The organism is Pseudomonas sp. C32 (assembly GCF_030417915.1).
Lineage (GTDB): Bacteria > Pseudomonadota > Gammaproteobacteria > Pseudomonadales > Pseudomonadaceae > Aquipseudomonas.
Genome location: NZ_JAUHUK010000002.1, coordinates 127,504 through 151,373 on the forward strand (window position 1 = coordinate 127,504; position 23,870 = coordinate 151,373).

At 60.4% G+C, this 23,870-nt stretch carries 18 protein-coding genes; all 18 read right to left on the bottom strand.

The window, feature by feature from the left end:
• Nucleotides 1-5: 5 nt before the first annotated feature.
• The 18 genes from gspG to QYH43_RS02960 all read right to left on the bottom strand — a co-directional run bounded on the left by gspG (nucleotide 6) and on the right by QYH43_RS02960 (nucleotide 23,858).
• On the bottom strand, nucleotides 6-449 hold the full coding sequence (gene gspG, locus QYH43_RS02875) for a type II secretion system major pseudopilin GspG (RefSeq protein WP_301156218.1): 444 nt from the start codon (nucleotides 447-449) through the stop codon (nucleotides 6-8).
• Between the two features lie 3 nt (nucleotides 450-452).
• Nucleotides 453-1,661, bottom strand: coding sequence for a type II secretion system inner membrane protein GspF (gene gspF, locus QYH43_RS02880; protein ID WP_095151773.1), 1,209 nt, complete (start codon nucleotides 1,659-1,661; stop codon nucleotides 453-455).
• A 3-nt stretch (nucleotides 1,662-1,664) separates the two neighbouring features.
• Entirely contained in the window at nucleotides 1,665-3,137 is a 1,473-nt protein-coding gene (gene gspE, locus QYH43_RS02885) for a type II secretion system ATPase GspE (RefSeq protein ID WP_095151772.1), read from the bottom strand.
• Between the two features lie 4 nt (nucleotides 3,138-3,141).
• Complete coding sequence (gspD, locus tag QYH43_RS02890; RefSeq protein ID WP_301156220.1) at nucleotides 3,142-5,061, bottom strand: type II secretion system secretin GspD; 1,920 nt, start codon at nucleotides 5,059-5,061, stop codon at nucleotides 3,142-3,144.
• Between the two features lie 8 nt (nucleotides 5,062-5,069).
• On the bottom strand, nucleotides 5,070-5,432 hold the full coding sequence (locus QYH43_RS02895) for a hypothetical protein (protein WP_367316862.1): 363 nt from the start codon (nucleotides 5,430-5,432) through the stop codon (nucleotides 5,070-5,072).
• A 179-nt stretch (nucleotides 5,433-5,611) separates the two neighbouring features.
• Complete coding sequence (locus QYH43_RS02900) at nucleotides 5,612-6,229, bottom strand: cytochrome b/b6 domain-containing protein (RefSeq protein ID WP_367316863.1); 618 nt, start codon at nucleotides 6,227-6,229, stop codon at nucleotides 5,612-5,614.
• Between the two features lie 9 nt (nucleotides 6,230-6,238).
• Nucleotides 6,239-7,705: an N-acetylglucosamine-binding protein GbpA gene (gbpA, locus tag QYH43_RS02905; RefSeq protein WP_301156222.1), complete on the bottom strand. Its 1,467-nt coding sequence runs from the start codon at nucleotides 7,703-7,705 to the stop codon at nucleotides 6,239-6,241.
• 292 nt (nucleotides 7,706-7,997) lie between these two features.
• Nucleotides 7,998-9,065: a uroporphyrinogen decarboxylase gene (gene hemE / locus QYH43_RS02910; protein ID WP_095056480.1), complete on the bottom strand. Its 1,068-nt coding sequence runs from the start codon at nucleotides 9,063-9,065 to the stop codon at nucleotides 7,998-8,000.
• A 222-nt stretch (nucleotides 9,066-9,287) separates the two neighbouring features.
• Nucleotides 9,288-10,706 (bottom strand): FAD-dependent oxidoreductase, encoded by a 1,419-nt coding sequence (locus QYH43_RS02915; RefSeq protein ID WP_095056481.1) that lies wholly within the window; start codon nucleotides 10,704-10,706, stop codon nucleotides 9,288-9,290.
• A gap of 125 nt (nucleotides 10,707-10,831) precedes the next feature.
• Complete coding sequence (gene gltB, locus QYH43_RS02920; RefSeq protein ID WP_301156224.1) at nucleotides 10,832-15,277, bottom strand: glutamate synthase large subunit; 4,446 nt, start codon at nucleotides 15,275-15,277, stop codon at nucleotides 10,832-10,834.
• Between the two features lie 351 nt (nucleotides 15,278-15,628).
• The gene (locus QYH43_RS02925; protein ID WP_095056483.1) at nucleotides 15,629-17,221 is read right to left on the bottom strand and encodes an AAA family ATPase; all 1,593 of its coding nucleotides are present in this window, start codon (nucleotides 17,219-17,221) and stop codon (nucleotides 15,629-15,631) included.
• 10 nt (nucleotides 17,222-17,231) lie between these two features.
• The gene (aroB, locus tag QYH43_RS02930) at nucleotides 17,232-18,332 is read right to left on the bottom strand and encodes a 3-dehydroquinate synthase (protein WP_095056484.1); all 1,101 of its coding nucleotides are present in this window, start codon (nucleotides 18,330-18,332) and stop codon (nucleotides 17,232-17,234) included.
• A gap of 151 nt (nucleotides 18,333-18,483) precedes the next feature.
• Nucleotides 18,484-19,002, bottom strand: a complete 519-nt coding sequence (aroK, locus tag QYH43_RS02935; RefSeq protein ID WP_053153402.1) for a shikimate kinase AroK — start codon at nucleotides 19,000-19,002, stop codon at nucleotides 18,484-18,486.
• 4 nt (nucleotides 19,003-19,006) lie between these two features.
• Nucleotides 19,007-21,073 carry a type IV pilus secretin PilQ family protein gene (pilQ, locus tag QYH43_RS02940; RefSeq protein WP_301156227.1) on the bottom strand — a complete coding sequence of 689 codons (2,067 nt, stop codon included), beginning with the start codon at nucleotides 21,071-21,073 and terminating at the stop codon, nucleotides 19,007-19,009.
• 13 nt (nucleotides 21,074-21,086) lie between these two features.
• The gene (locus QYH43_RS02945; protein ID WP_301156228.1) at nucleotides 21,087-21,611 is read right to left on the bottom strand and encodes a pilus assembly protein PilP; all 525 of its coding nucleotides are present in this window, start codon (nucleotides 21,609-21,611) and stop codon (nucleotides 21,087-21,089) included.
• A complete protein-coding gene (locus QYH43_RS02950) occupies nucleotides 21,608-22,231 on the bottom strand; it encodes a type 4a pilus biogenesis protein PilO (RefSeq protein ID WP_301156229.1) in 624 nt (207 codons plus the stop codon). Before QYH43_RS02950 ends, QYH43_RS02945 begins: the two co-directional genes overlap by 4 nt.
• Nucleotides 22,228-22,794, bottom strand: coding sequence for a PilN domain-containing protein (locus tag QYH43_RS02955; protein WP_095151766.1), 567 nt, complete (start codon nucleotides 22,792-22,794; stop codon nucleotides 22,228-22,230). Before QYH43_RS02955 ends, QYH43_RS02950 begins: the two co-directional genes overlap by 4 nt.
• Nucleotides 22,794-23,858, bottom strand: coding sequence for a pilus assembly protein PilM (locus QYH43_RS02960; RefSeq protein ID WP_301156231.1), 1,065 nt, complete (start codon nucleotides 23,856-23,858; stop codon nucleotides 22,794-22,796). Before QYH43_RS02960 ends, QYH43_RS02955 begins: the two co-directional genes overlap by 1 nt.
• Between the last annotated feature and the right edge of the window lie 12 nt (nucleotides 23,859-23,870).

Consider the following 23,870-nt stretch of genomic DNA (forward strand, 5'->3'; position numbering starts at 1 on the left):
ATCAGTCATCCTCCGAGACCAATATCCACCCCGAGCCCTTCACCGCCCGCGACGCCATCGGCGCCCAGGGAATACAAATCGTAGGTGCCATCGACCGAATTCACGCCGGGGTTGAGGTACTGATAGGGCGTGCTCCAGGGATCGACGGGCATGCTCTTGAGGTAGCCCTGCGGGTTCCAGTTGCGTGCCGCCGGCGATCCGGAAGGTCGTTTGACCAAGGCTTCGAGGCCTTGCTGGGTCGAGGGATAGTGGGCGTTGTCGAGTCGATACATTTCCAGTGCGGTGGCGATGGCCTGGATATCGATTTTGGCAGCGGTGACCTTGGCCTGATCGGGACGGCTCATGAACTGCGGCACCACGATGGCCCCCAGCACACCAATGATGACGACCACCACCATGATTTCAATCAGGGTAAAACCGCGCTGCTTGTGTTGACGGACAGGTTGCATGGATCAATTCACCAATTGGTTGAGGCTGAGAATCGGAAGCAGGATGGCCATGACGATCAGCAGCACGACGCCACCCATCAGCACCAGCATCGCCGGCTCGAACAGGCTCACCACCAGCGCAATGCGCGCGGCGAGGCTGCTTTCCTGCTGTTCGGCGGCGCGGGCGAGCATGCGATCGAGTTCACCGGCGCGTTCGCCGCTGGCGATCATGTGCAGCATCATCGGCGGGATATCGCCGCTCTGTTCCAGGCCCCGGGTCAGGGTTGCGCCTTCGCGGACCGAGCGGGCGACGTCGACCATCCGCGCTCGAATGGTCAGGTTGCCGATGACCGCCGCGGCGATCTCCAGCGCATCCACCAGCGGCACGGCACTCTTGCCGAGGATCGCCAACGTACTGGCAAACCGTGCGGCATCCATGGCGCGCAATACGTCGCCGATGACTGGCACATTCAATACCCAGCGATGCCAGCGCAGGCGCCACAGCGGCTGGCGCAAACTCCAGCGCCAGAGGCCGAGCAATGCGGCCAGCACGCTTATCATCAGCAGGAAATGATTGCGCAACCCGTCGCTCACACCGATCAGCGCCTGGGTCAACCAGGGCAATGGCTGACCGCTGTCGACGAAGATCTTCACCACGTCCGGCACGACGTAGCCGAGCAGAAAGCCGACGATCGCCACGCTGGCCAGCATCAGGATCAACGGGTACACCAGGGCCATCTGGATTTTCTGTCGCGAGGCCTGTCGGGCCTGGGTGTAAGCCGCCAGTTGTTCAAGCACATGCCCCAAGTGCCCGGAGCGCTCGCCGGCTGCCACGGTGGCGCGGAACAACTCGGGGAACGCCTTGGGAAACTGCCCTAACGCCGAGGCCAGCGCATGGCCTTCCATTACCCGGGACCTGACCGCCGACAGCAGGCCAGCAACCTTGCGTTTGGTACTCTGCTTCGCCACCGCTTCGAGGGCTTCTTCCAGCGGCAGACCGGCCTGCACCAATGTTGAAAGCTGCAAGGTCAGCAAGGCCAGATCCGCTGCGCTCAAGCGTCCGCGATGGAATGCCTTTCCCGCGTCCCTGCTGACGTCTATCTCGCTCAACGCAAGCGGCCACAAGTGACGCTCACGCAACAATTGCCGTGCATGACGCGGTCCATCAGCTTCCAACCGTCCCTTGCAGGATCGGCCATGGGCATCGTGGGCGCGGTAATCGAAGGTCGGCATCGGTCAGTGCTCCTGCGTCACGCGCAACAGTTCGTCGAGGCTGGTCAATCCGCTCACCACCCGCTGCTGGCCGTCCTGAAACAGGCTGCGTGAAACCTTGCGCACTTCTTCGATCAGCGCCTGTTCGCTGGCGCCCTGATGGATGAGCGCCGACACTGCGGGGGTTACGCTGATCAACTCGTAAATGCCGATGCGTCCGCGATAACCGTGCTGGCATTGCTCGCACCCCGCCGCTCTGAACAGCGGCGGCGGCGTTAAAGGATCGAGCCCCAGACGTTCGCAAGCCGTCGCGTCGGCGATGTACGAAACCTTGCAGTGCGGACACAACGTGCGCAGCAGTCGCTGGGCCAGAATGCCGACCAATGAGGACGCCAGCAGATAGGCATCGACACCCATGTCCACCAGCCGCGTGACCGCGCCGGCCGCGCTGTTGGTGTGCAAGGTCGACAGCACGAGGTGCCCGGTGAGGGAGGCCTGGACAGCGATCTCGGCGGTTTCGCGGTCGCGGATTTCGCCGACCATCACCACGTCCGGGTCCTGTCGCAATATCGCCCGCAAGCCTCGGGCGAAGGTCATGTCTACCTTTGGATTCACCGGCATCTGACCGACGCCCGGCAGGTGATATTCGATAGGGTCTTCGACGGTGAGGATGTTGCGGGTCTGGTCGTTGAGGCTGCTCAGGGCCGCATACAGGCTGGTGGTTTTGCCGGAGCCCGTGGGACCGGTCACCAGGAGAATGCCATGGGGTTTTCCCAGCAACAGGTGCAACGCTGCAAGCGTGTCATCCGGCATGCCCAGCCGATGCAGATCCAGTCGCCCGGCCTGTTTGTCGAGCAGGCGCAACACCACTCGTTCGCCGTGCGCTGAAGGCAGCGTAGAGACCCGCACATCGACTTCATGACCGGCCAGACGCAAAGCCATTCGGCCATCCTGGGGTACGCGCTTTTCGGCGATGTCCAGGCGCGCCATGACCTTGATCCGCGATACCAGCAGCGTCGCCAGTTCGCGCCGCGGCCTGAGCATTTCACGCAACTGGCCGTCGACCCGCATGCGCACCGACAGGTATTGCTCGAACGTTTCCAGATGCACGTCGGAGGCATGCTCGCGCACCGCTTCGCCGAGCAGGGCGTTGATCAACCGAATGATCGGCGCATCGCCCTGCTGCTCCAGCAGGTCGGCGGTTTGCGGGACCTGATCGACCAGGCTGAGCAAGTCCAGCTCTTCGTCCAACCCTTGGGCGACCTGTTCCATCGCGCTCTGCCCTTCGCGATAGGCCGCTGCCAGACGCAAGGCGTATTCGCCGGGCTCGACGATCTGTATCGGCAGCGCCCGGCCGCACACGCGCTGCGCTTCCGCCAACGCGGTCAGCGATGCATCGGCGCGTATCACCAGGCATGGCTTGTCACCCGCTTGCTCCAGCAGCACACCGCAACGCCGGGCAAACCCGAACGCCAATTGCTCGCAGACTCCGCTCATGGCATCACGGCGCCTTGCCGCGCAGGTCGAACACTGGCGCGTCACTCACGGGCTCGAACAACTGCCGCGCTTCGGCCGGCAGCAGCAACGAGTTGTTTTCACCGGCGCCGGACTTGCTCAGGTCACGCAGCGCGTTGTACCGCTGCTGGCTGACCTGGGACAGGTCCTCTTTGCTGCGCACGATGGTCGGACGCAGAAAAACCATCAGGTTGCTTTTGGTCTGGGTGTCGCGACTCCAGCGAAACAGCGCGCCGAGATACGGAATATCGCGCAGCAGCGGCACACCGCTTTTCTGGGTGCGCACGCTATCCCGGATCAGCCCGCCGATCACGATGATTTCGCCATCGTCGGCGAGGATGGTGCTCTTGAGCGCACGCTTGTTGGTGATCAAATCCGAAGAGTCGATGCCCGACACAGACGGCGCGATGTCCGACACTTCCTGCTGGACCTCAAGACGCAAGGTCGAGCCTTCATTGATGTACGGCTTGATCTTCAGGCTGATGCCCACGTCCTTGCGCTCGACGGTAGTGAACGGATTGTCCGCACCGTTGCTGTTGGTCGCGTAGGAGCCCGTCTTGAACGGTACGTTCTGGCCGACGATGATTTCCGCTTCCTGGTTATCCAGCGTCAACAGGCTCGGCGTCGAGAGCAGGTTGCTGTGGGTGTTGCTGGCCAGCGCCGAAATCAACGCACCGAAGCGGTCGCTGCCCAGTTGCAGGATCGCGCCTTCGGGGGCCGATTTTTTCTCATCGAATGTCAGCCCGCCGACAATCGGAATGTCGGTGCCGGGGAAGTTGATGAAGCCTTTGGCGTCGCCGGTGTTGAGGTTCCACTGCACACCGACGGCCTCGGCGATGTCCCCAGAGATTTCGACGATGGCGGCATGGATCAGCACTTGGGCCCGTGGCTGATCCAACTGACGCACGATGCTTTCGATGGTCCGCACTTGTGCCGGTTCGGCGATCAGCACCAAGGCATTCTGGCTTTCGTCAGCCTTGATCATGAACGTCGCGCCGGTGGATGCGTCCCTTGCATTGCCGACGCCGGGCGCCTGCTTTCTGCCCTGCCCCATCGACTCCAGAATCTCGGCCAATTGCTTGGCATCGCTGTGGCGCAGGCGAATCACCCGGGCGTTGTCGAGGGTGGCGGTGGCGGGCGTATCGAGGCCTCGCGCCAACTCGGTCAGGCGCTGGCGAACGGTCGGCGGACCAATGAAGATCAGGCGATTGGTGCGGTTGTCGGCCAACACCTGGATGGCGGACTCGGCGTTGCGTTTGCCCAGCGAAGCCTCGATCACGGGCGCGACATCGGCGGCCTGGGCATGCCGCAGTTGCACCACGGTATGCAGGTTGTTCTGACCGGAATCCAGTTGGCGCACGACCTTGCCGATGCGAGCCACATTGGCCGCTGTATCGGTCACCACCAACGCATTGGCCGACACCGACGGGCCGACGTAGCCACTGGCCGACACCAACGGCCGCACCAGCCCGGCAATGTCCGCCGCGCTGCTGGTGTTCAAGTCGATGACACGGGTCACATATTGCGAGGCCGTGGCGGTCTTTTCCGAGCCCTGACCGGCGCGCGTCCTGGCCTCGGCAACCGGCGTGATGAGGATCCGGTCACCCTCGTCGATCACCGTAAAGTTGTGGGCATCGAGCACCGAATAGAACAGCCGGCGCACCCCTTCGCGGTCCAGGGCCTGGCGGGACATGATCGTGATGCGGCCGGAGACTCGAGGGTCCAGCACTACGGTGGTTCCCAGAATGTTGGAGATCTCTTCGACGATGTCGCGCAGTTCGGCATTGTTCATCGCCAACTGCCATTTTTCTTCCTCGGCCTCAAGGGCGCCGTGGAACAACGCGATCGTCATGGCGACAAAAAAAAGCACAGGCCGCAACGCCTGTGCCCCGAGAACGCTATTCATGAATGTGTTCACTCTGACACCCCGGTATCGGGGAGGAAAAAACGCGGAGAAATGATCGGTGCCGGTGATTTGGCGGGGGCTTCAACCCGATGCAGAAAAGCGCTGGCAGCAGGCTTGAGGGCCAACAATTCTTCTCGCCCCTTGCTCCACAACACCACCTGACCGGCCTCGATCCGGCGCAGTACGCTGCCGCCGGGCAGGCGATCTCCCACCTTGTAAAGGTGCGAACCCTGGGTGTCCGCCAGCAACGCTTTGGATAATCCGCTGCGGATAACAAAACTCGCGTGCAAGATCAGTGGTTCGGTACTGGGTACCAACTGCACACCGGCCGTGAGGCCGAGCACCGTAGCGACCGAGGTTGCATCTAGCATTTCGCGGGGCAGTGCAGCTGTTCGAATGATCTCGACGGGCTGGGGAGGAGTCGCAAGGCCTTCGCGAAAACGCCACTCTTGCCAGGCCAGAAATGCGCCGTAGCCTACTGGCACCGCCAATAAGCACAGACGTGCAGCGAGCCTGGTCAAACGTGCCAGTGAAAACCTCACAGCTCCATTCACTCAAATTGCCCCTTCGCCGCCTTGTTGCACCGAAAAAATGACATTCGTCGCAACACGCGATGGTTGCAGGCTTCATGGAAAATCACGGCACCGACATGCAGCGCAATCAGTAACGACAGCACAACACATGCCCAAATATGCACGGTGAAGTAACGGGCGATCAGATGCGGATCACGCAGCGGTTGAGCAAATTCCACAACCCCAAACACATCAATCGGACGATCCATCATCAACACGCCAGTCACCAGTACGATGGCGACAATCAGATAAATCAGCACGTGCACCAACGGTGCAAGCGCATCGACAAGCAAAATGGATTTCCAGTCCAAACAACGGACATGCGAAAAAAACAAAAACAGCCGCCATACAAAAAACGGTATGAACACGGTCGTCAGCGAGACATTGAAGGACGCTACCGACTGTTTGATGGGTGCCGAAACGTCAACACTGGCCACAAAAAAACCGGACAGCAACGTCCATAAAATGACAGCCGCCGAAAACCAGTGCAGCCATACACGCAGCGTGGAGTAAACCAAAACCGTCATTTTCAACCCGATCATCAACAGATGAGATGAGTCTTCAGGCGACCCGAATTCGATCGCCTGAAGTGTCACGCAAAGGACTTACAGCTTGTTCCACGCCATGTGCCAATGAGCACCGACGCCGGGCTCGTAACCGTTGGCGCTCGGGCTGTACTGCTTGCAGTAACCGGACTCAGGGAACGGCTTGCATTCAAAGACTTCATTGGTCTTCGGTTGCAGGACTTTGGTGCCGGCGGTGTAGTCGCTGATGCCTTCGGGGAACACGAAGTCATAGTCGGCGCCTGCGCCTTCACCGGTCATGTTGACGGTCTGGGTATCCTGGCGAGTGGTACGGCCATCCAGGGTGGTGCCGACGAGCGTCAGGGTGTGCACATCCGGATTGCTGCGAACATCCATGCTGAGCATGGCTGAACCACTGTCGATTTGTGTCGAGGTCACACCGACCGGCTTATTGCTCTTGTCGAACAACGTCGCTTCGATGTTCATCCTGCGGTTGGACAGCACGCCGAAATCGACTTTGGCCTGACCTTTGTCCAGCACGTACTCAGGTTGCAGCGTCGACACCCCAAGGCGCGCGGCGGCGTCTTCCTTCATGTCCAGCTGCACTTCGTAACGGATAACACCGCTTTGTTTCTGGGCGTAAATACTGTTGCTGCCTTTGACCGGTTCGATATTGCCGCTTTCATCACGGACACCGGCACGGACCAGGGTGTGGGTGGCGTTGATCTTTTCCGCCAGGTTGAATGCCCAGTTTTGCGGCACGCCGCCTTCAGCGTTGTCGATGCTGATTTCGACGCTGTACTCCGGGTTCTCGCCAGTAGCGGAGAACGCACGAGCCTTGACCTTGTCGCCCACCAGCAATGTGGTCGAAGGCGCGATGCTGCCCACGGAGGACCAACCACCCGGCAGTTCTGCTTCCGCCAGGATGTTCACGTCAGTCGGGTTGTAGAACGCCGCATCGGTATCACCAACGGTCCAGATCGCCAGAATGACGTGATGACCGGTTTTATCAGCGGGGATGGTGCAGGTGTGCTTATCGCTGTCCGACGGTTTCTGATTACCGCCATCGATGGTGCAGAACGGGGTGCTTTCGAACGTGGCGCGCTTGAGTGCTTCGTTCGGGTTCCAGCCGTTGCGGCTGATGAAGTACTCATGCTTGGTGGCCGGGTGAACGGCGGTGTAGCGCCACTGGAAATCGATCGTGCGATTCTTGATTTCCGTCAGGTGCCAGCGGGTGGCGGACTGCGCGTCCAGTGCGGAGAACAGCGAGTGGCCGCCGCTGGCGATCTTGCCATCGACCGGGCCCTGCAGCGGTGCGCCGCCTACGCCAGCCGGGAAGCCTTTGAAGGTTTCACCGACGCTTTGCGGTTCGTACTGGGCGCCGCCGCAGTTTGTGTTCAAACCTTTCTGGCAAACCAGGGCACGGGAAGGTGGCACTTCCAGATAGCCGTGAGCGGAAACGGTTTGCGTGGTCAGCATTGCCGACAACAGGACCGCAGTGGACGTGCACGCGGTCAACGCACTTCTTTTATCAAACGTGATTTTCATGAATATTCCAGGCTGATTATCGAAAACAGGGCACCTTGTGGGCGCCGAAGTTCGCTTCGTGATTGTTCGGCGTTGCGCCGGACAAGGGCCTGGAACCTTACGGGGATGGAAGAAAATTCTATGTAGGAGGAGTCGCCAGACGAGGCAGGAACAGTCTCTCCATTCATCTATCTGACAACGTCAGAGACTACTCTTACAGCCAGTGATGATTTATCGACCGAACTTTTAAACGGCATAAAAAAACCTGTCCGGCACGAGGAGGGACAGGTTTTTGCGAAAACGGGATTAACCGTTACTCGTGATACTGCGCCGACAACTCATGCACCGCGCGCAGGAAGGCACCGGCGTGTTCCGGATCGACTTCCGGGGTGATGCCATGGCCGAGGTTGAACACGTGGCCGCTGCCTTTGCCGTAGCTGGCCAGAATGCGCCCGACTTCGGTACGGATGGCTTCCGGTTTTGCGTAAAGCACGGTCGGGTCCATGTTGCCTTGCAGGGCGACTTTGTCACCCACGCGGGCGCGGGCACTGCCGATGTCGCAGGTCCAGTCCAGGCCCAGTGCATCGGCGCCGGCATCGGCGATGCTTTCCAGCCACAGGCCACCGTTCTTGGTGAACAGGATGACCGGCACCTTGCGACCTTCGTGTTCGCGGATCAGGCCGCTGACGATTTTCTTCATGTAGGCCAGGGAGAATTCCTGGTACGCCGCCGCCGAGAGGGCACCGCCCCAACTGTCAAAGATCTGTACCGCTTGCGCACCCGCCATGATCTGGCCGTTGAGGTAGCTGGTGACCGTCTGCGCGAGCTTGTCCAACAGCAGGTGCAAGGCTTGCGGGTTGTCGTAGAGCATGGTTTTGGTCTTGCGGTAGTCTTTCGACGAGCCGCCTTCGACCATGTAGGTGGCCAGGGTCCATGGGCTGCCGGCAAAGCCGATCAGCGGCACGCGGCCGTTCAGTTCGCGGCGGATGGTGCTGACCGCGTCCATCACGTAGCCGAGGTCTTTGTGCGGATCAGGAATCGGCAGGGCCTCGATGTCGGCCAGGGTGCTGACGACTTTCCTGAAGCGCGGACCTTCGCCGGTTTCGAAGTACAGGCCTTGGCCCATGGCATCGGGGATGGTCAGGATGTCGGAGAAGAGAATCGCTGCGTCCAGTTGCGGGTAGCGGTCGAGCGGCTGCATCGTGACTTCGCAAGCGAACGCCGGGTTCATGCACAGGCTCATGAAATCGCCGGCCTTGGCACGGCTGGCGCGGTATTCAGGCAGGTAGCGACCGGCCTGACGCATCATCCACACGGGGGTGACGTCTACGGGTTGCTTGAGCAGGGCGCGCAGGAAACGGTCGTTCTTCAGGGCAGTCATGTCGGCATCCGGAAAAAAAGTGCGGGCATTTTCTCAGAGCGCGACGCAAAAGGCACGGTTGCAGGTCAGCCTTTTGTCTATCGAGTCAATTTGTCGCATTTTTGCAGCACCCAAAAACACTGTAGGAGCCGGCTTGCTGGCGATGCAGACGACGCGGTGTATCAGGTACACCGCGTTATCGTTCATCGCCAGCAAGCCGGCTCCTACAGGGTGAGGCGTCGATCAGACGCCCAGGTAATCCAGGATCCCTTCGGCGGCATTGCGGCCTTCGAAGATCGCCGTCACCACCAGGTCGGAACCGCGCACCATGTCGCCACCGGCGAAGATTTTCGGGTTGCTGGTCTGGTGCTTGTACTGACCTTGTTCCGGTGCCACGACACGGCCCTGGCTGTCGGTCTGGATGCTGAACTGCTCAAACCACGGCGCCGGGCTTGGACGGAAACCGAAGGCGATAACCACGGCGTCGGCCGGGATGATCTCTTCGGAACCCGGGATCGGCTCGGGGCTGCGACGGCCACGGGCGTCCGGCTCGCCGAGACGGGTCTCGACCACCTTCACGCCTTCGACCTTGTCTTCACCGACAATGGCGATCGGCTGGCGGTTGTAGAGGAATTTCACGCCTTCTTCCTTGGCGTTCTTCACCTCTTTGCGCGAGCCCGGCATGTTCGCTTCGTCACGACGATAGGCGCAGGTCACCGACTTGGCGCCCTGGCGGATCGACGTACGGTTGCAGTCCATCGCCGTGTCGCCACCGCCGAGTACCACGACCTTCTTGCCTTTCATGTCGACGAAATCTTCCGGCGACTTTTCAAAGCCCAGGTTGCGGTTGACGTTGGCGATCAGGAAATCCAGCGCGTCGTACACGCCCGGCAGGTCTTCACCGGCAAAGCCGCCCTTCATGTAGGTGTAGGTGCCCATGCCCATGAATACGGCATCGTATTCTTCGAGCAGTTGCTCCATGGTCACGTCCGTGCCCACCTCGGTGTTGAGGCGGAACTCGATGCCCATGCCGGTGAAGACTTCGCGACGATTGCTCAGCACGGTCTTTTCCAGCTTGAACTCGGGAATGCCGAAGGTCAGCAGACCGCCGATTTCCGGGTTCTTGTCGAACACCACCGGAGTCACGCCGCCACGCACCAGCACGTCGGCACAGCCCAGGCCCGCAGGCCCGGCACCGATGATCGCGACACGCTTGCCGGTCGGCTTGACCTTGGACATGTCCGGGCGCCAGCCCATGGCGAACGCGGTGTCGGTGATGTACTTCTCCACCGAACCGATGGTCACCGCGCCGAAGCCGTCGTTAAGGGTGCAGGCACCCTCGCACAGACGGTCCTGCGGGCACACCCGGCCGCAGACTTCCGGCAGGGTGTTGGTCTGGTGCGACAGTTCGGCGGCCTGGAGGATGTTGCCCTCGGCCACCAGCTTCAGCCAGTTGGGAATGAAGTTGTGCACCGGGCACTTCCATTCGCAATACGGGTTACCGCAACCCAGGCAGCGGTGGGCCTGGTCGGCCGACTGCTGGGGTTTGAAGGGTTCGTAGATTTCCACGAACTCTTTCTTGCGTTGACGCAACAGTTTCTTCTTCGGATCCTTGCGCCCGACCTCGATGAATTGGAAGTCGTTGCTGAGTCGTTCGCCCATCTTCAAAACCTCTTACACGACAGCTTCAAGCTCTAAGCTTCAAGCTGCAAGACAATCACGGTGGCAGGCACAACGCGCACTGCTGTTAACTTGCGGCTTGAAGCTTGCCGCTTGCAGCTGCGTCGTTACTGCGGATTCGCACGAGTACTGGAGAGCAGAGATTTCAAGCTCGCCGCCTTAGGTTTGACTAGCCAGAAACGACGCAAGTAATCATCGAGGTTCTCGGCGAGTTCACGACCCCACTCGCTGTCGGTTTCCTCGACGTACTCGTTCAGCACGCGTTGCAAATGGCTGCGGTAGGCTTCCATCGCCTCGCCGCTGATCCGCTGGATTTCCACCAGTTCGTGGTTGACCCGGTCAACGAAGGTGTTGTCCTGGTCGAGCACGTAGGCGAAACCGCCGGTCATGCCAGAGCCGAAGTTGTAACCGGTCTTGCCCAGAACGCAGACGAAACCACCGGTCATGTACTCGCAGCAGTGATCGCCAGTGCCTTCCACGACGGTGTGGGCACCGGAGTTACGCACGGCGAAACGCTCGCCCGCGGTACCGGCGGCGAACAGCTTGCCGCCAGTGGCGCCGTACAGGCAGGTGTTGCCGATGATGGCACTGTCCTGGGTGCGGTAGACGCTGCCCTTCGGCGGAACGATGACCAGCTTGCCGCCCGTCATGCCCTTGCCGACGTAGTCGTTGGCATCGCCTTCCAGGTACATGTTCAGGCCGCCAGCGTTCCACACGCCGAAGCTCTGACCGGCAGTGCCCTTGAAGCGGAACGTGACCGGCGCGTTGGCCATGCCCTGGTTGCCGTGCTTGCGCGCGATTTCGCCGGAGATCCGTGCGCCGATGGAACGGTCGCAGTTGCAGATATCCAGGGCGAACTCGGCGCCGCTCAGGTCGTTGATCGCCGAGGTGGCCATGTCGACCATTTTCTCGGCCAGCAGGCCCTTGTCGAACGGCGGGTTGCGCTCAACGCCACAGAACTGCGGCTTGTCCGCCGGCACGTGGTCGCTGCCCAGCAACGGGGTCAGGTCGAGGTGATGTTGCTTGGCGGTCTGACCTTCGAGGATTTCCAGCAGATCGGTACGGCCGATCAGCTCTTCGAGGGAGCGCACGCCCAGCTTGGCCAGCCACTCACGGGTTTCTTCGGCGACGTAGGTGAAGAAGTTCACCACCATGTCGACGGTACCGATGTAGTGATCCTTGCGCAGCTTCTCGTTCTGAGTCGCAACGCCGGTGGCGCAGTTGTTCAGGTGGCAGATGCGCAGGTATTTGCAGCCCAGGGCGATCATTGGCGCGGTGCCGAAGCCGAAGCTTTCAGCGCCGAGGATGGCTGCCTTGATCACGTCGAGGCCGGTTTTCAGGCCGCCGTCGGTCTGTACCCGGACTTTGCCGCGCAGGTCGTTGCCGCGTAGGGTCTGGTGGGTTTCGGCCAGGCCGAGTTCCCACGGAGCGCCCGCGTATTTGATCGAGGTCAGCGGCGATGCGCCGGTGCCGCCGTCGTAGCCGGAGATGGTGATCAGGTCCGCATAGGCCTTGGCCACACCGGCGGCGATGGTGCCGACGCCCGCTTCTGCTACCAGCTTCACCGAGACCAGTGCCTTCGGGTTGACTTGTTTCAGGTCGAAAATCAGCTGCGACAAGTCTTCGATCGAATAGATGTCGTGGTGCGGCGGTGGCGAAATCAGGGTCACGCCCGGCACTGCATAACGCAGTTTGGCGATCAGGCCGTTGACCTTGCCGCCTGGCAGTTGACCGCCTTCGCCCGGCTTGGCGCCCTGGGCGACCTTGATCTGCAGCACTTCAGCGTTGACCAGGTATTCCGGGGTTACACCGAAACGGCCGGTCGCGACTTGCTTGATTTTCGAGCTCTTGATGGTGCCGTAGCGCGCCGGGTCTTCGCCGCCTTCGCCGGAGTTGGAACGCGCACCGAGGCGGTTCATGGCTTCGGCCAGGGCTTCGTGAGCTTCCGGCGACAAGGCGCCCAGCGAGATACCGGCGGAGTCGAAGCGTTTGAGCACCGATTCCAGCGGTTCGATCTCGCTGATGTCCAATGGAGTGTCGAGGGTTTTGACTTTCAGCAGGTCGCGGATCATCGACACCGGGCGGTTGTCCACCAGCGACGTGTACTCCTTGAACTTGCTGTAGTCGCCCTGCTGCACAGCGGCTTGCAGGGTGTTGACCACGTCCGGGTTGTACGCGTGATATTCGCCACCGTGGACGAACTTCAGCAGGCCGCCTTGCTGGATCGGCTTGCGCGGGCTCCAGGCTTCGGTGGCCAGGGCTTTCTGCTCGGCTTCGATGTCGACGAAACGCGCACCCTTGATGCGGCTCGGCACGCCACGGAAGCTCAGGTTGCAGACTTCCTCGGACAGGCCGATGGCTTCGAACAGCTGCGCACCGCGGTACGAAGTGATGGTCGAGATGCCCATCTTCGACAGGATCTTGAGCAAGCCCTTGGTGATGCCTTTACGGTAATTCTTGAACACCTCGTAGAGGTCGCCCAGCACTTCACCGGTCCGGATCAGGTCGCCCAGCACTTCGTAGGCCAGGAACGGATAAACGGCAGAGGCGCCGAAACCGATCAGCACGGCGAAGTGATGCGGGTCACGTGCAGTCGCGGTTTCGACAAGGATGTTGGAGTCGCAACGCAGGCCTTTTTCGGTCAGGCGGTGGTGCACAGCGCCGGTGGCCAGGGAAGCATGGATCGGCAACTTGCCCGGGGCAATATGACGGTCGCTCAGCACGACTTGAGTACGACCGGCGCGCACAGCTTCTTCAGCCTGATCGGCCACGTTGCGGATCGCAGCTTCCAGGCCGACGCTTTCGTCGTAGTTCAGATCGATGATCGCGCGCTCGAAGCCCGGACGATCGAGGTTCATCAGCGAGCGCCACTTGGCCGGGGAAATGACCGGCGAGCTGAGGATCACGCGCGAGGCGTGTTCCGGCGACTCCTGGAAGATGTTGCGCTCGGCACCGAGGCAGATCTCCAGCGACATGACGATGGCTTCACGCAGCGGGTCGATCGGCGGGTTGGTGACCTGCGCGAACTGCTGGCGGAAATAGTCGTACGGCGTACGCACGCGCTGGGACAGCACGGCCATCGGCGTATCGTCGCCCATCGAGCCAACGGCTTCGTAGCCCTGCTCGCCGAGCGGACGCAGCACCTGGTCGCGCTCTTCGAACGTGACCTGATACATCTTCATGTATTGCTTGAGCTGATCGACGTCGTAGAACGCCGAACCGTGGTCGTTGTCTTCCATGGTTGCCTGGATGCGCAGGGCATTCTTGCGCAGCCATTGCTTGTACGGATGACGGGACTTCAGACGGTTGTCGATGGCGTCGGTGTCGAGGATCTGGCCGGTTTCGGTGTCCACGGCAAAGATCTGGCCCGGGCCAACGCGGCCTTTGGCAATCACGTCTTCAGGCTGGTAGTTCCAGACGCCGATTTCCGAAGCCAGGGTGATGAAGCCGTTGGTGGTGGTCACCCAACGTGCCGGACGCAGACCGTTACGGTCGAGCAGGCACACCGCGTAACGACCGTCGGTCATTACCACGCCGGCCGGGCCGTCCCACGGTTCCATGTGCATCGAGTTGTATTCGTAGAACGCACGCAGATCCGGGTCCATGGTCTCGACGTTCTGCCACGCAGGCGGAATGATCATCCGCACGCCACGGAACAGGTCGATGCCACCGGTGACCATCAGCTCGAGCATGTTGTCCATGCTGGAGGAGTCGGAACCGACACGGTTGACCAGCGGGCCGAGTTCTTCCAGATCCATCAGATCGTTGGTGAACTTGGTGCGACGGGCCACGGCCCAGTTGCGGTTGCCGGTAATGGTGTTGATCTCGCCGTTGTGCGCCAGGAAGCGGAACGGTTGAGCCAGCGGCCATTTCGGCAGGGTGTTGGTGGAGAAGCGCTGGTGGAACACGCAAATCGAAGTTTGCAGGCGCTCATCGCTCAGGTCTGGATAGAAGGCGGTCAAATCCGCCGGCATCATCAGGCCTTTGTAAATGATGGTCTTGTGGGAAAAGCTGCACACGTAGTGATCGCTGTCGGCGGCGTTGGCCACGGACGAGCGACGACGGGAGGTGAACAGTTTGACGGCCATGTCCTGATCGCTCAGGCCTTCTCCGCCGATGTACACCTGCTCGATCTGCGGCAGGCGCTCAAGGGCCAGGCGGCCGAGGACGCTGGTGTCGATCGGCACTTTGCGCCAGCCGATCAGTTGCAGACCGGCGGCCAGGATCTCGCGGTTCATGTTCTCGCGAGCGGCTTCGGCTTTCACCGGGTCCTGGTTGAAGAAAACCATGCCCACCGCATATTGCTTGGGAATTTCAACGCCGAAGGTTTCCTGGGCGATAGCGCGCAGGAACGCGTCCGGCTTTTGAATCAGCAGACCGCAACCGTCACCGGTCTTGCCGTCGGCATTAATCCCACCGCGGTGGGTCATGCAGGTCAGGGCCTCGATGGCCGTTTGCAAAAGGGTATGACTGGGCTCGCCCTGCATATGGGCAATCAGGCCGAAACCGCAGTTATCCTTGAATTCATCTGGTTGGTACAGACCTGCTTTCATAGACACTTTCTCACCAGGCTGCCTCTTATCGAGGCAAATTTCTTTTCAATTCAACTAGTTACCTTCCGCGCCGAACGTACGCCAGCTTTGCGGGGGCAAAAGGGAGGTCATTGTACACACCGACACAGAGGCTCACAAATTTGACGACGAGATGTCGCAAATCTATGTCGCATTTGTGAAAGGTTTAAAGCGATACGCTGTGCTAGTCAAAACTTTTTTTAATTCTGACCGCAACGACTCAAAGACTACTGTGACGCAGACACCACAAGGCACGCAGTCTGTAGAGACGGCGCGCACTTGCAGAGATTTTGAGGTGCCTGGAGAGGCGGCCTGGGTAAGGCCGCCGAATCTTCAGCGAGTTGTTGCCAGTTCCTGTTGGACGCTGGCGACAGTGCGAGGCCAAGGTTTACCAGCCTGAACCTTCGCTGGCAAGGCCTTGATGGCGGAAACGGCTGCATCACGATTGGAGAAATTGCCGTAAGTGATGACGTAAAGCGGCTTGCCGTTGAGGACTTTCTTGAAATAACGGTACTCGCCGCCCTGCTCTTTCACGAAGCTTTGCGCGCTCGCTTCAGAGCTGGTGCCGAGGATCTGCACCACGTAGTTGCCCGGCGCCTGACCGGCATACCAGGTACCGCCAGCGGCCTTGGCGGCAGGCGCGGTTTTCTCGGCAGGCTTGGCTGCGGCGACGGCCGGTTTGGCAGGCGCTGGAGCAGGCTTGGCGGCAGGCGCCGGAACCGGTGCCGGCTTGGCTGTAGCGACTTGAGTCGGCGCAGGTGTCGGCTTGGCCGCTGGCGTCGGCGCAGCACCGGCCGTAACGCCCGCTGGCGGCGCAACCGTGGTCACGGTTGGCGGTGTATCGCTCGAACCTTCAAGCGGCACACCATCATCGCCTTCGGTGATGCCACCCGCCGCTTCGGCCAGCGGGCCACGCATGACCGGCTGCGAGTTACCGACCAACGGCAAAGGCATCGGCTGCGTGTTGCCGGCGAATTCGACGGACGGAGCGCCATCGCTCGATTGTGGCGCGCCCTGGCCGAGTGGCAATTGCGCCTGTTCGTTGGCCGGCGCGCCGGTACTCGGTGCTTTGCTGCGACCTGGCATCAACCAGGCGGCGGCTACCGCGACCACGACGACGGCGGAAATCGCCAATACGTGTTTCTTCGGCATATTGAACCCCATTTTTGGACGCTTCACCGCTGAGCGGCTGGCAATCATGGCTTCGATCATTGCATCGCGGGCGACCTGGTTGATGTTGCCAGGCCAACCGTCGGAGCTTTCGTGAATATCAGAGATCTGTTGCGCGGTGAAAAGTTCGATACCCCGACCCGCACCCTCAAGGCGCTGATCCAGATATTCGCGGGTCTCTTCTTCGGTGTAAGGCTGCAGCTCGATGACGTGGAAGCGTTCTTCCTCAAGGTGCAACGCATCAAGCTGAGCAATCAGCGACGACTCACCGAACAGGAACACATGTGGGCGACCTTCCGGCGCGCCGGCAGCCAGGCCCATCAAGGCTTCAAGCGCGGACTCGTCGAGCTGCTCGGCATCATCCACCAGCAGGTAGACTTCCTGCCCGGTAAGGGCAAGTTGCACCACCTGGGCCAGGATTGCGTCGATTTCGGCGTGCGCCACGTCCAGCGCCTGGGCCACCTGGCGCAGGACACCCGCCGCATCACCGGCACCACGGGCGGAAACCACCACGCTCTGCACCGTTTGCTTGTTGGTACTGGCCACGAGGGCCTGGCGCAGCAGGGTCTTGCCACTGCCCTGCGGGCCAGTGACGACCAGCAACAACTGGCTGTAACGCGCCAGATGATGCAGTTGCCCCAGTACCGGTTTGCGCTGGGCCGGGAAGAATTTGAAGCCAGGAACCCGCGGAGCAAAAGGGTCATGACTCAATTGGAAATGGCCGAGGAACGCCTCGTCGGCATGCAAACTAGTCATCTCGATCTTATTAACCTTTAAGCTGAGCCAGGGCGCGGTAATCCGCTCCCAGCGTGGCCTGTAGAACCTCTTTCGGATAATCGTCGGTCACCACCGCTTCGCCCATTTGGCGCAGCAGCACCAGGCGCAAACGACCGTCGATCACTTTTTTATCAATTGCCATATGTTCGAGGAAATCGGCTTCGCTCATCTCTTCTGGCGGGACAACCGGCAACCCGGCACGCTGGAACAGGCGAATGCCGCGATCGCGTTCCTGCTCACTGATCCAGCCCAGACGCGCGGACATTTCCAGAGCCATTACGGTGCCAGCAGCGACCGCTTCCCCATGGAGCCAGACACCATAGCCCATGTGGGTTTCGATGGCGTGACCGAAAGTGTGCCCCAGGTTCAACGTGGCGCGAACACCCGTCTCCTTTTCATCGGCACCGACCACCGCCGCCTTGGCCGCGCAAGAGCGCTCGATGGCATAGGTCAGGGCTTGTTGATCCAGATTGCGCAGGCGGTCGACGTTGTCTTCGAGCCAGGTCAGGAACGGCTCGTCGCAGATCAAACCGTACTTGATGACTTCCGCCAGGCCAGCTGAGAGCTCACGGGCCGGCAGGGTATTGAGGCTGGCGGTATCGATCAGCACTACGTTCGGCTGATAGAAGGCGCCGACCATGTTTTTGCCCAGCGGGTGGTTGATCCCGGTCTTGCCACCCACGGAAGAGTCGACTTGCGACAACAGCGTGGTCGGGACCTGAATGAAATCGACGCCACGCTGATAGCAGGCTGCCGCGAAACCGGCCATGTCGCCGATCACGCCGCCACCGAGGGCGATCACCGTGGTGCGACGGTCGTGACGCGCAGTCAGCAGGCCATCAAAAATCAGTTGCAGGGTTTCCCAGGTCTTGAAGGCTTCGCCATCGGGAAGCACCACGGAGATCACCGAGAATTGCGACAGGCTGCGGGTCAGACGTTCAAGATAAAGCGGCGCAACGGTTTCGTTGGAGATGATCGCCACTTGCCGTCCGCGAATGTGCGGGGCCAGCAGCTCAGGCTGATCCAACAAACCTTCGCCAATATGAATCGGGTAGCTGCGCTCGCCTAGATCGACCTTGAGTGTCTGCATGTGTCCCCACAGTGAAGATGAAATCAGGCGTCTTGCCTTGGGTTAACGAATGTCCACGGCGTTTGCTGGTATGACGCCAATCGCAAGCCGTCCGCCACAACCTTGAGCGGTCATGGCAGGACGCCGAGGATAGCGCATTTCGAGCGGCGTTTTAACGGGGCGGCAGCTGCTGCAAACGCTCGAGAATATCCAGCACGACCATTCGCGGAGGCCGCTCATCGGTTTCGACCACCAGATCGGCGATCTCCCGATAAAGCGGATCGCGGATGGCCAGCAGATCCCGAAGGGTCTTGGCCGGATCGGCGGTGCGCAACAGCGGTCGATTGCGGTCGCGGGCCGTGCGGCCGACCTGCTGCTCGACAGAGGCATGCAGATAAACCACCCGTCCACCGGCGTGCAGCGCCCGCCGATTGGCTTCGCGCATGACTGCGCCACCACCGGTCGCCAGCACCACACCGTCGTAATCGCACAATTCGGCAATCATTGCCTCCTCGCGATCACGAAAGCCCGGTTCGCCTTCCTTATCGAAAATCCATGGGATATTGGCGCCCGTGCGTAATTCAATTTCCTTATCGGAATCTTTGAATGGCAAGCGCAACTCTTTGGCCAGCAATCGGCCGATGGTGCTTTTTCCAGCGCCCATCGGTCCTACAAGAATCAAATTTCGCACAGAATCAACGACTCACAGCAATCGCCTGGTTATTCATGATACGCGGTGTGAGAAACACCAACAGCTCGGATTTTTTCTCCGAAACCACGTCACGCCGGAAAAGGCGGCCAAGATACGGCACATCGCCAAGAAATGGCACCTTATCTACAACCTTGCTCTGAGTATTTGAGAAAACACCACCAATGACGATGGTCTCGCCATCGTTGACCAGGACCTTGGCGTTGACCTCGTTTTTCTTGATCGGCGGCACGTCCTGGACCATGTTCAGGTAATCCGGCTCGTCCTTGGTGACCTTGACCTCCATGATGATCCGGTTGTCCGGCGTGATCTGCGGCGTCACCTCCAGCGACAGCGAAGCCTCCTTGAAGGACACCGACGTAGCGCCGCTGGAGCTGGCTTCCTGATAAGGAATCTCGGTGCCCTTGAGGATTTTTGCGGTTTCCTTGTCGGACGTGACCACCTTGGGTTGCGAGACAATTTCGCCGTTGCCGGTCTTCTCCATGGCGGTCAGTTCAAGGTCCAGCAAGACGTTATCGGTAATGAACGCAATGCCGATTCCCGAGGTATTTGCCGCAGCCCCCAAGTCGACGAACGGTGTATTGGTGCTGGTACTGCCGGGCGTACCGATGGTCGACGAACCGTTGACGCCATTGCTGACGCCGGAGGTGTTCCAGTTACCTTTGTTTTGTATCGAACCACCCCAGCGCACCCCGAGACTCTTGTCATAGTCGACGTTGGCTTCGACGATCCGCGCCTCGATCATCACCTGACGTACCGGAATATCCAGTTGCGCGACGATGCGACGCAATTCGTCGAGACGGTCCTGAGTCTGGTAGGCAATGATGTTGTTGGTGCGCTCATCGACGGTGATAGAACCCCGCTCGTCGGCTTTCGCCTCGGCATTGGTCACCGACTGGAACAGCTTGGCGATATCGGCGGCCTTGGCGTAATTGACCTGCAACAGCTCCCGGCGCAACGGCGCGAGATCGGCGATCTGCTTTTGCGATTCGAGCTCCTGACGTTCGCGGGCGGCAATTTCGTCGGCCGGCGCAACGAGCAGGACATTGCCAACCTTGCGCTTATCCAGCCCCTTGGTTTTCAGCACCAGATCCAGCGCCTGATCCCACGGAACGTTCTGCAAGCGCAAGGTAATGCCGCCTTGTACGGTGTCGCTGGCCACCAGGTTGAGGTTGGTGAAATCGGCGATCAATTGCAGGACTGAGCGCACATCGATGTCCTGAAAGTTCAGCGAGAGCTTCTCCCCGCTGTAGGGCCGATTGGTATTGCGCTGTTGCAGGTCGTCGACGGTCATCGGGCGGATGCTGACCGTCAGCTTGTTATCGGTTTGATAGGTCGAGTATTCGAAGGCCCCGCTGGGTTCAATGCTGATGGTCGCCCGATCGCCGGTCGCACTGGCCTTGACGAACTGCACCGGTGTAGCGAAATCCTTCACATCCAGCCGTACGCGCAATGGCTCAGGTAGTCGCGTCCGGGCAAACCCGAGGAGGATTTTGCCGTCGCGCTCCTGAATGTCGGGAGCCATCGACGGATCCGACAAGTCGATCACGACATTGCCTTCACCCTGGGTCCCGCGCTGAAAATCCACGCCACGAATGGCTTTGCCTGCGGGCGCAGTATTTCGTGCCGGGCTTGATGCAGCAGCGGGGGCCCGCTGTGAGACCAGGGGTCTGACCTCTTGCCCGACCACGACGAACAGATCGTTGCCTTCGATCCGTGAATCGTACGGCGACAGTTGGTTCAGGTTAATGATCAGCCGCGTACGATCCTTGGCCTCGACGACCGTGGCGCTGCGGGCATTGCCGCCTCCCAAATCATGGGTCTTGGTGGCGAGCTGACTGACAACGCCCGGCATGTCCAACGCGATTCGGGCGGGTGATTCTGTCGTGTAGCCCTGAGGAACCGGAGGCGGCCCATCGAATGACAACTTCAACTCAACGCGCCCCCCTGGCAACGCGTCGACATCCAGCGTTTTGAGGCTGGTCGCTTGTACCATCGGCGACAACATCGCTATCCATAGCGAAAGACCGAGGGTGGAAAAAATCCTGTTCATTATTTTTGTTCCACTATGAGTGCTCTTTCAAAGGGAGGGTCCGGGGTCGCTCCAGCCACGCGCCCTCACCGTCCGGGACGATTTCGATCACATCGACTTGCGAGCTGCTGATGGCGACTATCCGTCCGTCGTTGCGCCCCAGGTAATCGCCGACTTTCAGTCGATGCACACCCCCCGCCCCGCGCAGCAACGCAAAAGAGCCCGCTGCATTGGAGAGGGTGCCGACCATTTCGAATTGCTCGATGTTGAAACCTTCGAGGTATTGCTTGACCCGATCAGGGTCGGGGCTGACGTTGCGAGAGCCCTGTTTCTGACCCGCCCGATCGATTCGCACCTGCTGCGAAAACGGGCTTCGCAGGTTCCCGGCGCTGTAAGTGAATACCGGGTAAGACCGGGATGTCGGCGCTGGTTCAATCTTGCCCGGCGTACTCGAGCGCATTTGGTTCATGTACGCATCCAGGTCAGCGACGTCATCATCGCCACCACACCCGCCGAGTACACCCAACAGCAGGACAATCGCCAGATTACGCAGGCTCATTGCGCCAACCCCTTGCCGTTGTCGCGATACGTTTTGGCCTGAATGCTCATGCGCAACTTCGCCCCGGCCTCGGGATTGACCGGTGCAAGTTCGAAGTCATGCAACGTGACGATTCGAGGCAAGCGCGCCACGCCGCTGACGAACATCGCAAGATCGTGATAGCCACCGGTGACGGTGATCTGGATCGGCAATTCGATGTAGAACGGCCGGGAGACTTCCGGCAGCAGTTTGATTTCTTCGAACTCCAGGCCGCTGCCCAGGCCGGTACGCGTGATGTCTTCAAGCAGACCGGGCACTTCGGTGTCGCTGGGCAATTGCCGTAACAGCACGCTGAAGGCGTCCTCCATTTCCTCCATCTGCCGGGTATAGGGCTGCAGATTCGCGGCCATACGCGATTTGGCCGCAAACTGTTCCTTGAGCAGCAACTCTTGCTCGCGCTTCAGATCAAGCTGCCCCTCCAGCTCGCTGATGGAAAAGCTGTAGCCCACTGCCAGCACCAGAATCATCAGCAAGCAGGCCACCAGGACTTTGATTGCCGGGGGCCAGGAGCCGATGTTGCTGCTGTCCAGATCGCTGATGTCGATTTTTCGCAACCCGTCGAACCACTCGGTGGGACTCATTCGCCCGCCTCCGGCGCTGCGGGCTGAACCTGACGCACGGTCAGTTGAAAGACGTTGGCCTGATCAACCCGACCGACCGCGCTCGCCTTGACCTCGGTCAGGCTCGGCGCATCGAACCAGTCCGAAGCGTCCAGGTTGCGCATCAGGTCAGAAACCCGATGGTTGGACTCCGCCGCGCCCGTGATAGACAGAACATTGCCGGCCATTTTGACTTCGGTGAAATACACACCGTCGGGCAAGGTGCGGGTCAACTGGTCAAAGACGCGCCCGTTGATCGAGCGATTGCCTTGCAGGTCCTGGATGATGCGCATGCGTTCGACCAATTGCTGGCGACGCTCTTTGAGATCACTGATCTGTTTGATCCGCTCATCGACGATGGCTATTTGCTTGCCGATGTAATCATTACGGGCGACTTGCCGCTCGACAGCGCCATCGAGGATCTGACTCGCAATCGCTACGGTGCCAGCGGCCCCCATCAGCACGGCAACCAGAACGCCTAAAAAGCGCCTGCGACGGATTTCACGCTGTTCTTCGCGCCAGGGTAAAAGATTGATGCGCGCCATCAGTCGAAACTCCTGAGGGCCAGCCCACAGGCAATCATCAACGCGGGCGCATCATTGGCCAGGGCAACGCCATCGACCTTGCCGCCCAGAACCATGTCCGAGAATGGATTGGCGATCCGGGTCGGCGTGTTCAATTGCTGCTCGATCAAGCGCTCCAGCCCCGGGACCGATGCGGTGCCACCGGCCAGCAAGATGTGGTCAACCGTTTTGGAGTGACCCGAGGCGAAGAACAACTGCAACGAACGGGAAACCTGCTGCACCAATGCCTCGCGGAAGGGCTGCAACACTTCATTGACGTAGTCCGACGGCAGCCCACCATTCTTTTTCGCCAGGTCTGCCTGCTCCACGCTCAAGCCGTAGCGCCGCTGAATCTCCTCGTTCAGCTGTCGACCACCGAACAACTGTTCCCGCGAGTAGATGATCCGCCCGCAGTGCAGCACGCTCAGGGTAGTCATGGTCGCACCGATATCGACCAGCGCCACCGTCAAGCCCTCGCCGGAGGCTGCCAACCCGCTGGCGAGCACGCCAAACGAACGCTCCACTGCATAAGCCTCGACATCGACCACTCGAGCCGTGAGGCCGGCCAGCGTCAGGGCCGCTTCGAGGACTTCGACATTTTCCTTGCGACAGGCGGCGAGCAGCACATTCACACGCTCGGGATTGCGCGCTGATGCACCCTGAACGTCGAAGTCGATGGCGACTTCATCCAACGAGTAGGGAATGTACTGGTCAGCCTCGATCTTCAGCCGGGTCTCCATTTCATCGTCAGAAAGGCCAGCCTGCATGTCGATGGTCTTGGTGATCACCGCTGAACCGGCCACCGCCACGGCGACGTTCTTCAGTCCGGTTTTGGCTTTGACCAGCACGCGAGCAAGCGCGAGCCCCACCCCTTCGAGTTCGGCGATGTTCTTTTCGACCACGGCACCGGTCGGCAGCGGCTCGATCGCATAGGCCTCGACCCGGTAGCGATCACCCTGACGGCTCAATTCGAGCAATTTCACCGAGGTGGATCCGATGTCGATGCCTAACAGCGTTTTGGCTTTTTTGTTGAAGAGTCCTAGCACTACCAATTCCCT

Excerpts from the sequence above, each read along its gene's own strand:
- gspG (WP_301156218.1), bottom strand. The coding sequence starts at position 449 with ATGCAACCTGTCCGTCAACACAAGCAGCGCGGTTTTACCCTGATTGAA.
- gspF (WP_095151773.1), bottom strand. The coding sequence starts at position 1,661 with ATGCCGACCTTCGATTACCGCGCCCACGATGCCCATGGCCGATCCTGC.
- gspE (WP_095151772.1), bottom strand. The coding sequence starts at position 3,137 with ATGAGCGGAGTCTGCGAGCAATTGGCGTTCGGGTTTGCCCGGCGTTGC.
- gspD (WP_301156220.1), bottom strand. The coding sequence starts at position 5,061 with ATGAATAGCGTTCTCGGGGCACAGGCGTTGCGGCCTGTGCTTTTTTTT.
- QYH43_RS02895 (WP_367316862.1), bottom strand. The coding sequence starts at position 5,432 with ATGCTAGATGCAACCTCGGTCGCTACGGTGCTCGGCCTCACGGCCGGT.
- gbpA (WP_301156222.1), bottom strand. The coding sequence starts at position 7,705 with ATGAAAATCACGTTTGATAAAAGAAGTGCGTTGACCGCGTGCACGTCC.
- hemE (WP_095056480.1), bottom strand. The coding sequence starts at position 9,065 with ATGACTGCCCTGAAGAACGACCGTTTCCTGCGCGCCCTGCTCAAGCAA.
- QYH43_RS02915 (WP_095056481.1), bottom strand. The coding sequence starts at position 10,706 with ATGGGCGAACGACTCAGCAACGACTTCCAATTCATCGAGGTCGGGCGC.
- gltB (WP_301156224.1), bottom strand. The coding sequence starts at position 15,277 with ATGAAAGCAGGTCTGTACCAACCAGATGAATTCAAGGATAACTGCGGT.
- QYH43_RS02925 (WP_095056483.1), bottom strand. The coding sequence starts at position 17,221 with ATGACTAGTTTGCATGCCGACGAGGCGTTCCTCGGCCATTTCCAATTG.
- aroB (WP_095056484.1), bottom strand. The coding sequence starts at position 18,332 with ATGCAGACACTCAAGGTCGATCTAGGCGAGCGCAGCTACCCGATTCAT.
- pilQ (WP_301156227.1), bottom strand. The coding sequence starts at position 21,073 with ATGAACAGGATTTTTTCCACCCTCGGTCTTTCGCTATGGATAGCGATG.
- QYH43_RS02945 (WP_301156228.1), bottom strand. The coding sequence starts at position 21,611 with ATGAGCCTGCGTAATCTGGCGATTGTCCTGCTGTTGGGTGTACTCGGC.
- QYH43_RS02950 (WP_301156229.1), bottom strand. The coding sequence starts at position 22,231 with ATGAGTCCCACCGAGTGGTTCGACGGGTTGCGAAAAATCGACATCAGC.
- QYH43_RS02955 (WP_095151766.1), bottom strand. The coding sequence starts at position 22,794 with ATGGCGCGCATCAATCTTTTACCCTGGCGCGAAGAACAGCGTGAAATC.